Below are 13,947 nucleotides of genomic sequence, written 5' to 3'. Positions count from 1 at the left end.
GCGTATGAGAGTCGTGCACACCACGGGGTATGCCTACGACGCACCGGTCACGTCCTCGTACAACGAGGCGCGACTCACCCCTCGCGGTGACAGCAGGCAGACGGTGATCCTGAACCGGGTGGAGACGACGCCGGCGACGCGGTCGTACCGCTACACCGACTATTGGGGCACCGCCGTCACCGCGTTCGATCTCCATGCGCCGCACAAGGAACTCGAAGTCACCGGGCTGTCCGTGGTCGAGACCGAACCGTTCTGGGAGCCGGAGGAGAAGGTGGACTGGGACGAGCTGGCCAGCCCTCCGCTCACCGACCGGTTCAACGAACAGCTGAGCAACACCACGTTCGTGCCGCGCAGCCGCAAGCTCGACACCATCGCCCGAGACCTCCGCAAGGGCCGCACCCCCGACGAAGCCGTTGTCGCGGCGGCGGACTGGGTGCATCGGGAGATGGATTACGTTCCGGGCACGACGGGCGTCCACACGTCCGCGGTCGACGCCTGGGCCGAACGGCAGGGTGTGTGCCAGGACTACGCGCACCTGACGCTGGTTCTTCTGCGCAGCATGGGAATTCCGAGTCGCTACGTATCCGGCTATCTGCACCCGAAACCCGATGCGGCGGTGGACGACACGGTGGCGGGGGAGAGTCACGCGTGGGTCGAGGCGTGGACCGGTGCGTGGTGGGGATACGACCCCACCAACGCCGTCGCGGTGAACGAACAGCACGTGTCGGTGGGTATCGGACGGGACTACGCGGACGTTCCACCGCTCAAGGGCATCTTCTCCGGGGGCCGCGCGACAGATCTCGAAGTCGTCGTGGAGATCACACGCCTGGCGTAAAGTGCCAGCCAGATCTATCTGTGGAAAGCAGGACTAACGATCCATTTCGACGAAGGTGGGTTCAATGTCTCCAACCGCACAGGAATACGTAGAAGTCGAACCGATCTCGGATCTCAAGAAATACGTAGCTGAGGCGGTCGGAACGTTCGTACTGGTCTTCGCGGCGGTGGGTACGGCGGTCTTCGCCGGAGCCAAGGTCGGGAACCTCGGTGTGGCACTGGCATTCGGACTGACGCTCCTCTTCCTCGTCTACGCCATCGGCCCCATCTCGGGCTGCCACGTCAACCCGGCCGTCACGGTCGGACACCTCGCTCTCGGCCGGTTGTCCGTCGTGAAGGCGGGGTTGTACGTCGTCGCCCAGGTCATCGGCGGTCTCGTCGCCGGTGTGGTGGTGTACGCGATCGCGCAGAGCCTGCCCTCGTACAACCGGGCCGACGACGGTCTCGGCGCCAACGGCTGGGGCGCCCACAGCCCGTCCGCCATCAAGGGACCGCTCGGCGGGGTCATCGAGAACGGTTACGGCATCGGCGCGGCGATGATCGTCGAAGTCCTGCTCACCGCGCTGCTCGTGTTCGTGGTCCTCGCCTCCACCGACCAGATCTCCGACGTCCCCCTCGCCGGTGTCTCCATCGGTTTCACGCTCGCCGTGATCCACCTCGTGTCGATCCCGATCGACAACACGTCCGTCAACCCCGCCCGCAGCCTCGCCGTCGCGCCCTACCAGAACGGCGCGCTCGCCCAGGTGTGGCTGTTCATCGTGTTCCCGTTGATCGGCGGCGCGGTAGGAGCGCTGGTCTACCGGTCGCTGTTCGGCCGGTACGACCGACTGCAGAGCTGACGCCCGGCCGACCCGTCCCGGCCCGGCGCGACCTGCGAGCCGCACTTCTCGCGTGCGTCGTTCTCGCGCTCACCGGGGCGGTCCCCGCGACCGCGACCGCCGAGGACGCACCGCGGCCGGGACCGGCCTACGTGGCCCTCGGCGACTCCCGGGCGGCCGGGCCGCTCATCGAATTCACCGAGCACGGCGACCTGTGCCTGCGATCACCGGACCTGAACTACCCGGCGAAGCTGGCGCGGCTGATCGGCGCGGCCACCGTCACCGACGTCACCTGCTCCGCCGCGAAACCCGCCCACGTGATCAGCACCCCGCAGTTCGTGGGGACGAGGGTCGCTCCGCCGCAGATCGAGGCGCTCCGTCCGGACACCGACGTCGTGACGCTCAGCATCGGCGGGGGCGGTTCCAATCACCTGCCCGTGTCGGTGCGCTGCGCCGCTGTCGTTCCCGGCGCGGATGCCGGTTGCCGCGACAACCCACGGGCGGAGCGACTGGCGGTCGAGGGGATCGCGACGATGGCGCCCCAGGTCGACGCCGTGGTGGCCGCGATTGTCGCGAAGGCACCGAACGCCGAGGTCTATCTGATCGGGCACGGCGGTTCCGTCGGACGGCGTGGCTGCTGGCCGAACCTGCCCGTGTCCGACGCGGACGCGGTCTGGCTCGAGCGATACTTCGCCCGCTTCAACCAGATCTACGTCGACGCCGCGGCCAGATACGGCGTGCACTACATCGACATCGCGAAGGCCGCCGTGGACGGTGGGCACGACGCCTGCGCGCCGGCGGGGCAGCGGTGGTTCGAGGGCATCCTGCCGCAGTCACCCGCGGAACCGGCGCATCCCAACGCGCTCGCGATGACCGCGATCGCCGAGATGATCGCCGACGATCTGCGCCGGTGACGGCGTCACTGCCAGCTGAAGTCCGCCCGCAGTCGCCGCGCCACGATCTCGAACTTGTCCCGGGCCATCACGGCGCCCTCGCGGCGGATCCCCGCCTCCGGCACGTCCAGCACCCGGTCCAGCCGGATCCAGCTCGGACGGCCCTCCGCATCCCACGCCCCCGAGCCGACCGCGATCCAGTCCCGGTCGCCGTCGTGCTTGCTCTGCGAGGACAGCATCAACCCGAGCAGGGTGTCGCCGTCACGTCCGACGACGAGCACGGGCCGGTCCTTGCCCTGGCTCGGATCCTCCTCGTACGCCACCCACGTCCAGACGATTTCGCCCGGATCCGCGCGACCGTCCAGGTCGGGGGAGTACTCCACCTTCCGGGCCCGATGGGCGGTCGGGGCGGAATTCGCGGTGACCGGTCGGCCCGGGGCCGGCTTCGGCGCGGAGGCCGTCGACCCGGTCAGGACACCGGCCGCGCGGTCCAGCGCGCCGGACTTCTGCAGCGCCTGGATCAGCTGCGGGCCCTTGTCGCGTGCAAGTCGGCCCAACGTCTTCCCGATGCTGCTCCACGTGCTCGCCATGGCCGCCGAGCTTAGTGCGTGTATGCCGCGGCAGCCGCAACGCGGTGGCTTGGATATCCTGACAGGTGACAGTGGCCCGGAACCGGGCCGGTGCCGGTCCAGGTAAGGGGTCCCCCATCAGCAGCTTCGCCGACAAGACGTTCACGGATCCTGCCCGGATCCGGAATTTCTGCATCATCGCGCACATCGATCACGGCAAGTCGACCCTGGCCGACCGCATGCTTCAGCTCACCGGTGTGGTCGAGGAGCGGCAGATGCGCGCCCAGTACCTCGACCGCATGGACATCGAGCGCGAGCGCGGCATCACGATCAAGGCGCAGAACGTCCGGCTGCCGTGGAAGGTGGGCGACGAGGAGTTCGTCATCCACCTCATCGACACCCCCGGGCACGTCGACTTCACGTACGAGGTCTCCCGCGCACTCGAGGCCTGCGAGGGTGCGGTCCTGCTGGTGGATGCCGCGCAGGGCATCGAGGCCCAGACGCTCGCCAACCTGTACCTGGCGATGGAGAAGGACCTCACCATCATCCCGGTGCTCAACAAGATCGACCTGCCCGCCGCCGACCCGGACCGATACGCCGAGGAGATCGCACACATCACGGGGTGCGAGCCGGGTGACGTGCTGCGCGTGTCCGGCAAGACCGGCATCGGGGTGAAGGAACTGCTCGACGAGGTCGTGCGGCAGGTCCCCGCCCCCGTCGGCGACCCGGACGGTCCGGCGCGCGCCATGATCTTCGACTCGGTGTACGACGCCTACCGCGGCGTCGTCACCTACGTGCGCGTCGTGGACGGCCGGATCTCGCCGCGCGAGAAGATCACCATGATGTCGACGGGCACCACCCACGATCTGATCGAGGTCGGCATCATCTCGCCCGAACCGAAGGCCAGTATCGGCCTCGGCGTCGGCGAGGTGGGGTACCTCATCACCGGTGTGAAGGACGTCCGGCAGTCGCGAGTCGGCGACACGGTCACCGCGGCGCGCGGCGGTGCGACCGAACCCCTCGTGGGATACCGCGACCCCAAGCCGATGGTCTACTCCGGCCTCTACCCGCTCGACGGTTCGGACTACCCGGTGCTGCGCGACGCCCTGGACAAGTTGCGTCTCAACGACGCCGCCCTGGCCTACGAGCCGGAGACGTCGGTAGCGCTCGGATTCGGGTTCCGCTGCGGATTCCTCGGACTGCTGCACATGGAGATCACCCGCGACCGCCTCGAGCGCGAATTCGGGCTCGAACTGATCTCGACGTCGCCGAACGTGGTGTACCGGGTGGTGATGGAGGACGGCTCCGAGCACGTCGTCACCAACCCGTCGTACTGGCCGGAGGGCAAGATCCGCGAGGTCTACGAGCCGATGGTGAAGTGCACCATCATCGCGCCGAGCGAGTTCATCGGCGCGATCATGGAGCTCTGCCAGAACCGGCGCGGCGAACTCGGCGGCATGGACTACCTGTCCGAAACCCGGGTCGAGCTGCGCTACGAGATGCCCATGGGCGAGATCATGTTCGACTTCTTCGACGCCCTGAAGTCGCGGACCAAGGGATACGCCAGCCTCGACTACGAGGAGTCAGGCGAGCAGCAGGCCGATCTGGTGAAGGTGGACATCCTGCTGCAGGGTGAGGCCGTCGACGCGTTCTCCTCGATCGTGCACCGATCTGCGGCCGGCGCGTACGGCGGGCGGATGACGTCGAAGCTGCGTGAGCTGATTCCCCGGCAGCAGTTCGAGGTGCCGATCCAGGCGGCGATCGGCTCGAAGATCATCTCGCGTGAGAACATCCGCGCGATCCGCAAGGACGTGCTCGCCAAGTGCTACGGCGGCGACATCAGCCGTAAGCGCAAGCTGCTCGAGAAGCAGAAGGAAGGCAAGAAGCGGATGAAGACGATCGGCCGGGTCGAGGTTCCGCAGGAAGCCTTCGTGGCCGCGTTGTCGTCCGAATCGGTCGGGGACAAGCCGAAGAAGTAGCGCGCGACCGCTCGGTTGTTCTGCTCCGTCGACGACTGATCGAAAGTAGGTGCGGCACGTGGCCCTCGAAACCTGGCTCACCCGGACACTGGGAATCGAGGTGCCGATCTTCGGCGCCCCGATGGGCGGACGGGCCGGCGGGGCCCTCGTCGGCGAGGTGTCGAAGGCGGGCGGGCTCGGCCTGCTCGGCGCGGCGCGCTACGCCACCCCGGAGTGGGTGGCGAAGGAGACGGCGGTCGCGCGGAGCATCGGCGGCGACGCCTTCGGCATCGGGTTGATGACCTGGGCGCTCGACGACGACGACGCTCTGCTCGACGCCGCGCTGGCCGAGAACCCACCGATCGTGTCGCTGTCGTTCGGCGATCCCGCGCCCTATGTGGAGCGGGTGCACGCTACCGGGGCGCTCGTGGTGTCGCAGGTGAACACGATCGACGATCTGCGGGTCGTGGAGGCGGCGGGCGTCGACTTCGTCATCGCCCAGGGCGGCGAGGCGGGCGGCCACACCGGCCGGATCGGGACGCTGCCCCTGCTGCAGGAGATCCTGGACGCCACCGCGCTGCCCGTGCTGGCCGCGGGCGGCATCGCGACCGGCCGCGGTCTCGCCGCCGTTCTCGCCGCCGGCGCGGAGGGCGCCATGATCGGGACCGCGCTGCTGGCCAGCCCCGAGACCATCGGACCGGAGTACGCCCGCGGCAGGCTGATCGCGGCGGGCAGCGCGGACACCGTGTACACGTCGGTGTTCGACCAGGCGCGCAGCCAGCCGTGGCCGGCCCGGTGGGGCGGCCGGGCCCTGAGCAACGCGTTCACGTCCCGCTGGCACGGTGTGCACGCCTCCGACACCGAACTCGCCACCGCCTACGACCCCGCGAATCCCGACCTCGGTGTCGTGTACGCCGGGGAGGCGGCGGGTCTCGTCACATCGGAGCGGCCGGCGGGTGTCGTGGTGCGGCAGATCGCCGCCGACGCGGAGCGGTTGCTGCACCGTTTCGCGGAGTAGTCCGGAGTCGCAGTTCCTCGGCCGGATCACACCGTGTAGTGGGCAGGGTGGAAGCCGCTCGCCGCGGCCTCCTCGGCGCGGATGACGTGGACGACCGCGTTGATCAACGCCAGATGGGTGAACGCCTGCGGGAAGTTACCCAGGTGCCGACCCGACTCGGGATCGATCTCCTCCGCGTACAACTCGAGGGGGCTGGCGAACCCGAGGAGCCGCTCGCACAGGCGCTTCGCGCGGTCGAGTTCGCCGATCTCCACGAGCGCCGACACGAGCCAGAACGAACAGATCGTGAACGTGCCCTCCTTGCCCGTGAGCCCGTCGTCCGTGGTCTCCACCCGGTAACGCAGCACCAGCCCGCCCTCGGTCAGCTCGTCCGCAATGGCGAGCACGGTGGCGCGGATGCGCGGGTCGTCCGAGGGCAGGAACCGCAAGAGCGGAGCGAGGAGGAGTGAGGCGTCGAGCTCGTCGCTGCCGTATCGCTGGGTGAGGACTCCGCGTGCGTCGACGCCGTGCTCGAGAATGTCGGCCTTGATCTCGTCGGCGAGGTCGGCCCACCGGTCCGCGTAACTCGTCTCCCCCTGCTGCTCGGCGAGTTTCGCGCCCCGGTCGAGCGCCACCCAGCACATGATCTTCGACGACGTGAAGTGCTGCGGCTCGCCGCGCACCTCCCAGATGCCGCGGTCGGGGAGCTGCCAGTGCTCGATCGCCTCCTCGACCTGACGTTTGAGCATCGGCCACAGCGTCTCCGGCACCCGCTCGCGCGATCGCACGTGCAGGTACACGGAATCGAGGATCGTTCCCCAGATGTCGTGCTGGTCCTGGTCGTACGCACCGTTTCCGATCCGCACCGGACGCGCGCCGTCATAGCCGGACAGGTGCGGCAGCTCCTCCTCGACGAGGGTCCGCTCGCCGCCGACGCCGTACATCACCTGCAGCGGCCGGTACTTGCCGTCGTCGGCACTGGACACGTCGTAGAGGAACGCGAAGAAGTCGTCGGCCTCCCGGTCGAGTCCGAGGCTGTACAGCCCCCACAGTGCGAATGTCGAATCGCGCACCCATGCGTAGCGGTAGTCCCAATTTCGTTCACCCCCGGGGGTTTCCGGAAGCGACGTGGTCGACGCGGCGAGCAGCGCGCCGGTGGGGGCGTACGCCAACCCCTTCAGCGCCAGGGCGCTGCGCTGCAGGTAGCCACGCCACTTGTGGTCGGGGAAGCGGCCGGTCGTGATCCATTCCCGCCAGAACTTCGCCGTCTGCCACATCTTCTCGGCAGCCTCGTCATAGGTCTGCGGTGCAGGCATGTGCGACCAGGACAGTGCGACGAACACGTTGTCGTCCGCGACCATCCGGGTCCGGGCCCGGGCCTCGCGCCCTTCCAGCCCGAGCTTCATGTTGCTGGTCAGCCGGAGTGTGGGGTGGTCGCCCGCACCACTCGACTTGCAGGTGGCGGTGGCTTCCTCGTAGACCTTGCCCGTGTACTCCCACACCGCGTCGCCGCGGTGGTAGTCGAACGCGGGCTCGCAGCTCATCTCGAGATCCACGGTGCCGTTCACGCATTTGACGGTCCGCAGCAGGACGTGTTCGGCATCCCAGTCCGTGGGGGTGCGGCGATGGGAGCGGGACCGCTGCTCCACGTTGTGCCACGGGCCGAGCACGAGTGCGTCGCGGACGATGAGCCACCCCGTTTCGGTCTGCCACGTCGTTTCGACGATCAGTCCGCCCGGCAGGTAGCGGCGGGCGGCGGGCACGTTCTGCCCGTACGGTGCGATCCGGAAGTGGCCGGCGCTGCGGTCGAGGATGGCGCCGAAGACGCTGGGGGAGTCGGGCCGGGGGATGCACATCCACTCGACCGCCCCGTTCCGGGCGATCAGGCACGTGGTCTCGCAGTCCGACAGGAATGCGTAATCGTCGATCGGCGGAAACGCGCGACGGTGGCGATGCGCGGCAGAGCGGGGCTGGTCGTCCGAGTGCGCATCGAGAGACACCATCTGTTCATCATCGGCCGTCGTCGTCGCGGCGTCCACCTGTGCGCCGACCACGTGCCGGCGAACGATAGGGTGGCACGGTGGACCGGATGGCGAGTTGGTGGGACGGCTTCGAGCTGTGGATCGCCGGGCTCCCGTTCGTTCCGCAGGTCGCCCTCGTGCTGCTGGTGATGGTGCCGGTGTGCCGGGGACTGGCGTGGCTGCTCGATCGTGGCCTGGCCGCAGTCTTCGTCCTGCTCAGGCGGGATGTCTCGAAGGTGGAGGAACCCTGATGCCGCGCTCACGCGTCACACTCGCGCTGCTCGCGCTGCTCGTCCTCGTCATCGTCGCCTGGCTGCTCACCCGGTAAATCCCGTTCGATGTGGGCGGTTGGTTCAGCCTCTGCTACAGTCCACGGCGTGTCTGAAGCCGCTGTACACCAGGTCCGCCATGAATTGGCGTTGATCGCTGTCGGCATGCTCGCAGTCGCCGACATCGACTGTTGTTGATTTCTCCTCGCACACAGAAATGCGCGCGGGTGACACCGTGCACGCTCGACCGGTCTCGCGCTGCTGATTTTCGTTCGCATTCCTGATTCCGCTCGGGCGATCCCTGCGTTCTTCCTCCCGCACCACCTCCCACGTTTTTCGCACCACCCCTCTGCGACAGATCCCCAGGAAGGTTTCTCCCATGAAACGCCGTTCTCGTAGTCTTCTCACGGCCCTCGTGACGCTCGGAGCTGTGGCGCTGACCGCGTGCAGCGGAGGCGCCAGCGACACCGCCGGCGGCGACTCGGCCGGTGCCGACGGCAGCGCGGGCACCATCAACCTGTACGCGTACGCCGTGCCGAAGCCGGGATTCGACAAGCTGATCCCCGCGTTCAACGCCACCGACGAGGGCAAGGGCGTGGCCTTCCAGCCGTCCTACGGTGCCTCCGGTGACCAGTCCCGCAAGGTCAAGGACGGCGCCGAGGCCGACTTCGTCAACTTCTCGGTCGAACCCGACATCACCCGCCTCGTCGACGCCGGCCTGGTGGACAAGAGCTGGAACCAGGACGCCTACAACGGGATTCCGTTCGGTTCGGTCGTCACCATCGTCGTGCGCGAGGGCAACCCGAAGAACATCCGCGACTGGGACGACCTGTTGCGTCCCGGCGTCGAGGTCGTGACCCCCAACCCGTTCAGCTCCGGATCCGCAAAGTGGAACCTGCTCGCACCGTACGCGGCGAAGAGCAACGGCGGTCAGGACCCGGACGCCGGTCTGGCCTACATCACCTCGCTGGTGAACGACCACGTGAAGATTCAGCCGAAGTCGGGCCGCGAGGCGTCGGAGGCGTTCCTGCAGGGCACCGGTGACGTGCTGCTCAGCTACGAGAACGAGGCGCTGTTCATCGAGGGCAACGGTGACCCCGTCGAGCACGTGACCCCGCCGACCACGTTCAAGATCGAGAACCCGGTCGCGGTGCTCTCGAACAGCAAGAACCTGGAGAAGGCCAACGCGTTCAAGGACTTCCTCTACACCACCGAGGGCCAGAAGCTGTGGGGCGAGGCCGGATTCCGCCCGGTCGATCCCGCGGTGGCCACGGAGTTCGCCGACAAGTTCCCCGAACCGGCCAAGCTGTGGACGATCGCCGATCTCGGCGGCTGGTCCAAGGTCGACTCCGAGGTGTTCGCCAAGGACACCGGGTCCATCGCAGTGATCTACGACAACGCAACCAAGTAAGACCGACGTGAGCGACACGACGACGGCGACGGGCGGACGCGGCATCACGGTGCCGCCTCCGCCCGTTCCGCCTACGCGCAAGAAGGTCGCCCGGGTCACCGGTGCGGTGGGACCGCTCGGCATCGGCATCGCGACGCTCTGGCTGAGCATCATCGTGGTCCTGCCACTCGCCGCGCTCACCGTCGCCTCGTTCGGCGACGGAATCGGCGGCTTCGTGGACGCGATCACCTCGCCCGTGGCGGTGGCGTCCCTGCGCGTCACCGTCGTGGTGTCGGTGGTGGTGGCCGTGATCAACGTGATCATGGGCACGCTCATCGCGTGGGTGTTGGTGCGCGACGAATTCCCCGGCAAGCGGGCCGTCAACGCACTTATCGACCTGCCGTTCGCGTTGCCGACCATCGTGGCCAGCATCGTGCTGCTGTCGCTGTACGGCCCGGAGAGCCCGATCGGGGTCCACCTCAACGCGACGCAGCCCGGTCTGATCGTTGCATTGGCATTCGTGACGCTGCCGTTCGTGGTCCGCTCGGTGCAGCCGGTGCTGATCGAGGTGGACAGGGAAGTCGAGGAGGCCGCGGCCTCGCTCGGCGCGGACAACTGGACGATCTTCCGGAGCGTCGTGCTGCCCACCCTGACCCCGGCCATCGTCAGCGGCGCGGGGCTCGCATTCGCCCGCGCGATCGGCGAGTACGGGTCGGTCGTCCTGATCGGCGGAAACATTCCCCGAGAGACCCAGGTCGCTTCCCAGTACATTCAACAGCAGATCGAAATCGATCGGCCGGCCGCCGCGGCGGCCGTGTCGGTGGCTCTCCTGGCCATCGCGTTCGTGACGTTGTTCGCCCTCCGGGTCTTCGCCAGCCGGGGGCAGCGTCGTGAGGAGCAGGCGGAATGAAGCTCTCTGGGTCCACCCGGATCACCCTGCGCGCAGTCGCGCTGCTCTATCTGTTCGGCTTGCTGGTGGTGCCTATCGTCATCATCCTGTTCCGCACGTTCGAGAAAGGGATCGGCGCCTTCATCGAGTCGATCAGCACCCCCGCCGCGATCTCCGCACTCAACCTGTCCCTGCTGATCGTGGCCATCGTCGTCCCGGTCAACGTGGTGTTCGGGATCGTCACCGCCCTCGCGCTGGTCCGGGGCCGCTTCCCCGGCCGCGGCCTGGTGCAGGCGGTGGTCGACCTACCGTTCGCCGTCTCGCCCATCGTGGTCGGCGTGTCGCTGATCCTGCTGTGGGGTGCCAACGGCTGGTTCGGCGGGCTCGAATCGCTGGGGTTCAAGGTGATCTTCGGGCTTCCCGGCATGGTCATCGCCACCCTCTTCGTGACGTTGCCGTTCGTCGTGCGGGAGGTGGAGCCCGTCCTGCACGAGATCGGCGAGGAGCAGGAACAGGCCGCCGCGACGCTCGGTGCGAGCCGCTGGCAGACGTTCTGGCTGATCACACTGCCCGCCATCCGCTGGGGCCTCACCTACGGTGTGGTCCTGACCGTCGCCCGCTCGCTGGGCGAGTTCGGTGCGGTGATCATGGTGTCCTCGGGCTTCCCCGGTGTGTCGCAGACCCTGACCCTGCTCGTGCACTCGCGCTACATCGACGACCACAACACGTTCGGTGCGTACTCCGCAGCCACCCTGCTGATGGGCATTGCGCTGATCACCCTGCTTCTGATGACTCTGCTCGACCGCAAGAGGAGCACCACATGATTACCGTGACCGGCGCCCGGAAGAACTACGGGTCCTTTGCTGCTCTCGACGACGTCACGATCGACATCCCCTCGGGTTCGCTGACCGCGCTCCTCGGGCCCAGTGGTTCGGGCAAGTCGACGCTGCTCCGATCCATCGCCGGACTGGAGTCCCTCGACTCCGGCACCGTCGTGATCGGCGGGAACGACGTCACCGACATCTCCCCGCAGAAGCGGGACATCGGCTTCGTGTTCCAGCACTACGCGGCGTTCAAGCACATGACGGTGCGCGACAACGTCGCGTTCGGCCTGAAGATCCGCAAGCGGCCCAAGCCGGAGATCGACAAGAAGGTCAACGAGCTTCTCGAGATCGTCGGCCTCGACGGCTTTCAGCACCGTTATCCGGCGCAACTGTCGGGCGGTCAGCGTCAGCGGATGGCGCTCGCGCGGGCCCTGGCCGTGGACCCTAAGGTGCTTCTCCTCGACGAGCCGTTCGGCGCGCTCGACGCGAAGGTCCGCACGGACCTGCGCACCTGGCTGCGCCGGTTGCACGACGAGGTGCACGTGACCACCGTGCTGGTCACCCACGACCAGGAGGAGGCGCTCGACGTCGCCGACCGGATCGCGGTCCTCAACAAGGGCCGGATCGAGCAGATCGGTGAACCGGAGGACCTCTACGACCGCCCCCACAACGATTTCGTGATGTCGTTCCTCGGGTCGGTGGCCAAGCTCAACGGTCAGCTGGTTCGACCGCACGACATCCGCCTCGGCCGCGATCCCGACCTCGCCCTCGCGCAGGAGGCCGGCACGGCCGAATCGCTCGGCGTCACCCGGGCGACCGTCGAGCGAGTGGTGCACCTGGGGTTCGAGGTGCGGGTGGATCTGCGTAACGAGGCCACCGGTGAGCCCTTCTCCGCGCAGGTGACTCGCGGCGACAGCGCGGCGCTCGGCCTGCAGGAAGGCGAGACCGTGTACGCGCGGGCCACGCGGGCTCCCGAACTCCCGGAGGCCGAAGTTCCGGTCTCCCTGTAACTCACCGCCGATGTAGGAGGCGACTGTGGCGACCTCGGTGAATCCCGCCCGTGACAACGTTCTGATCGTGCACTGGCACGATCTGGGCCGTCACCTCGGGTGTTACGGCGCGTCCGGGGTGCGTAGTCCGAACCTCGACCGGCTCGCCGCGGAGGGTGTGCTGCTGACGGACGCGCATGCGGCGGCGCCGCTGTGCTCGCCGTCGCGTGGGGCTCTGTTCTCGGGCCGGTACCCGCACAGCAACGGGCTGATCGGCCTCGCACACCACGGCTGGCAGTACCACGACGACGTCCGCACGCTGCCGTCCCTGCTGGCGGAGGCGGGCTGGTACACGGCCCTGTTCGGGATGCAGCACGAGACCGCGTACCCCAAGCGGCTCGGCTTCCACGAGTACGACGTGACGAATTCGTACTGCGAATACGTCACCGATCGGGCGTCGCGGTGGCTGTCGCGGTTCCCTCCGCAACCGTTCCTGCTGACCGCCGGCTTCTTCGAGACGCACCGCCCGTACCCGGTCGACAGGTATGTACCCGCTGATCCCGAGGGTTTCGCCGTTCCGTCGTACCTGCCCGACCGGCCGGAGGTCCGTGAGGATCTGGCCGGATTCCACGGGTCGATCGAGGTGGCCGACGCGGCCGTCGGCAGGTTGCTGCAGACGCTGGACGACGAGGGGCTCGACGAGAGTACGTGGGTCGTGTTCCTCACCGACCACGGCGAGGCCTTCCCCGGTGCGAAGTCGACACTGTATGCGCCGGGCACCGGAATTGCGACGATCATCCGCCCACCGCGGAGGCTGCGGGCGTCGCCTCGCGTCTACGACGACCTGTTCAGCGGGGTGGATCTCGTTCCCACCCTTCTCGAACTGCTCGGCGTCCCGATCCCCGCGGCCGTGGAGGGTGTCTCCCACGCCGGGCAGTTGCTGGGCCGGTCGAAGTCGACGGCACGCGACGTCCTGTTCACGGAGAAGACGTTCCACGACAGCTTCGATCCCATTCGCGCGGTGCGCACCAAGCGGTTCAGCTATATCGAGAACTACGCGCCTCGGCCCAGGCTCGATCTGCCCCTCGACATCGAGAAGAGCCTGTCCGGTGCGGCGCTGGGCACCGAGCATCTCCGGCCGCGTCCGAGCCGGGAACTCTACGACCTGGTCGCCGACCCCGGCGAGCGCGACAACCTGGCCGACACCGAGGACTTCGCCGGGACGCAGGCCGAGTTGGCGCTGGAACTCGCGACGTGGCGACGGGCGACGGGCGACTCGATCCCGAGCGAGGAAGAGGGGACGGCCTACGCCCGGAAGGCGATGGAGGAATACCTCGCCACTCTCGACCGTGTGCCGGACGTGCGTTCGGCCTACAGTTCGGATCGCGGAATTCTCGACGAGCCGCGGAGCGGCGTAGCGAGGTAGGGGTGCCGCGGAGCGGCGTAGCGAGGTAGGGGTGCCGCGGAGCGGTGTAGCGACGTAGGGGCGGATGATG

14 protein-coding genes are annotated in these 13,947 nt (G+C 68.0%); 12 read left to right on the top strand and 2 right to left on the bottom strand.

Annotated features, from left to right (window positions below; genetic code table 11):
• Positions 1-4 precede the first annotated feature (4 nt).
• The 3 genes from RHA1_RS06205 (at position 5) to RHA1_RS06195 (ending at position 2,566) form a co-directional block, all read left to right on the top strand.
• The gene (locus RHA1_RS06205; protein ID WP_011594353.1) at positions 5-835 is read left to right on the top strand and encodes a transglutaminase family protein; all 831 of its coding nucleotides are present in this window, start codon (positions 5-7) and stop codon (positions 833-835) included.
• A 64-nt stretch (positions 836-899) separates the two neighbouring features.
• Positions 900-1,673: an aquaporin gene (locus RHA1_RS06200; protein ID WP_011594352.1), complete on the top strand. Its 774-nt coding sequence runs from the start codon at positions 900-902 to the stop codon at positions 1,671-1,673.
• 131 nt (positions 1,674-1,804) lie between these two features.
• Complete coding sequence (locus RHA1_RS06195; protein WP_011594351.1) at positions 1,805-2,566, top strand: SGNH/GDSL hydrolase family protein; 762 nt, start codon at positions 1,805-1,807, stop codon at positions 2,564-2,566.
• 5 nt (positions 2,567-2,571) lie between these two features.
• Here RHA1_RS06195 and RHA1_RS06190 read toward each other — a convergent pair whose 3' ends face one another.
• Positions 2,572-3,135 (bottom strand): type II toxin-antitoxin system PemK/MazF family toxin, encoded by a 564-nt coding sequence (locus RHA1_RS06190; RefSeq protein ID WP_020476709.1) that lies wholly within the window; start codon positions 3,133-3,135, stop codon positions 2,572-2,574.
• Positions 3,136-3,200: 65 nt separating this feature from the next.
• Here RHA1_RS06190 and lepA point away from each other — a divergent pair, with 65 nt between their 5' ends.
• Together lepA and RHA1_RS06180 are read left to right on the top strand one after the other, a co-directional pair.
• Positions 3,201-5,093 carry a translation elongation factor 4 gene (gene lepA / locus RHA1_RS06185; RefSeq protein WP_011594349.1) on the top strand — a complete coding sequence of 631 codons (1,893 nt, stop codon included), beginning with the start codon at positions 3,201-3,203 and terminating at the stop codon, positions 5,091-5,093.
• Between the two features lie 58 nt (positions 5,094-5,151).
• Positions 5,152-6,090 (top strand): NAD(P)H-dependent flavin oxidoreductase, encoded by a 939-nt coding sequence (locus RHA1_RS06180; protein ID WP_011594348.1) that lies wholly within the window; start codon positions 5,152-5,154, stop codon positions 6,088-6,090.
• Between the two features lie 26 nt (positions 6,091-6,116).
• On the opposite strand, the gene RHA1_RS06175 is transcribed toward RHA1_RS06180, so the two are convergent.
• Positions 6,117-8,072: a glycoside hydrolase family 15 protein gene (locus RHA1_RS06175; RefSeq protein ID WP_011594347.1), complete on the bottom strand. Its 1,956-nt coding sequence runs from the start codon at positions 8,070-8,072 to the stop codon at positions 6,117-6,119.
• Between the two features lie 86 nt (positions 8,073-8,158).
• Between RHA1_RS06175 and RHA1_RS06170 the strand changes: the two genes are divergently transcribed.
• The 7 genes from RHA1_RS06170 to RHA1_RS06145 all read left to right on the top strand — a co-directional run bounded on the left by RHA1_RS06170 (position 8,159) and on the right by RHA1_RS06145 (position 13,877).
• Positions 8,159-8,341, top strand: coding sequence for a hypothetical protein (locus RHA1_RS06170; protein ID WP_005247996.1), 183 nt, complete (start codon positions 8,159-8,161; stop codon positions 8,339-8,341).
• 87 nt (positions 8,342-8,428) lie between these two features.
• A complete protein-coding gene (locus RHA1_RS53520; protein ID WP_368681004.1) occupies positions 8,429-8,557 on the top strand; it encodes an Ms4533A family Cys-rich leader peptide in 129 nt (42 codons plus the stop codon).
• A gap of 181 nt (positions 8,558-8,738) precedes the next feature.
• Positions 8,739-9,770 (top strand): sulfate ABC transporter substrate-binding protein, encoded by a 1,032-nt coding sequence (locus RHA1_RS06165; RefSeq protein ID WP_009473978.1) that lies wholly within the window; start codon positions 8,739-8,741, stop codon positions 9,768-9,770.
• 7 nt (positions 9,771-9,777) lie between these two features.
• Positions 9,778-10,659 (top strand): sulfate ABC transporter permease subunit CysT, encoded by an 882-nt coding sequence (gene cysT / locus RHA1_RS06160; RefSeq protein ID WP_009473977.1) that lies wholly within the window; start codon positions 9,778-9,780, stop codon positions 10,657-10,659.
• On the top strand, positions 10,656-11,462 hold the full coding sequence (gene cysW, locus RHA1_RS06155) for a sulfate ABC transporter permease subunit CysW (protein WP_011594345.1): 807 nt from the start codon (positions 10,656-10,658) through the stop codon (positions 11,460-11,462). Before cysT ends, cysW begins: the two co-directional genes overlap by 4 nt.
• A complete protein-coding gene (locus RHA1_RS06150; RefSeq protein ID WP_009473975.1) occupies positions 11,459-12,472 on the top strand; it encodes a sulfate/molybdate ABC transporter ATP-binding protein in 1,014 nt (337 codons plus the stop codon). The genes cysW and RHA1_RS06150 overlap by 4 nt, the downstream gene beginning before the upstream one ends.
• Before the next feature lie 25 nt (positions 12,473-12,497).
• Positions 12,498-13,877: a sulfatase family protein gene (locus tag RHA1_RS06145; RefSeq protein WP_011594344.1), complete on the top strand. Its 1,380-nt coding sequence runs from the start codon at positions 12,498-12,500 to the stop codon at positions 13,875-13,877.
• Positions 13,878-13,947: the final 70 nt, after the last annotated feature.

Source organism: Rhodococcus jostii RHA1 (genome assembly GCF_000014565.1).
GTDB classification, from domain to species: domain Bacteria; phylum Actinomycetota; class Actinomycetes; order Mycobacteriales; family Mycobacteriaceae; genus Rhodococcus_F; species Rhodococcus_F jostii_A.
Note: the sequence above shows the minus strand (reverse complement) of the source record. Positions and strands in the feature narration are given on the sequence as shown.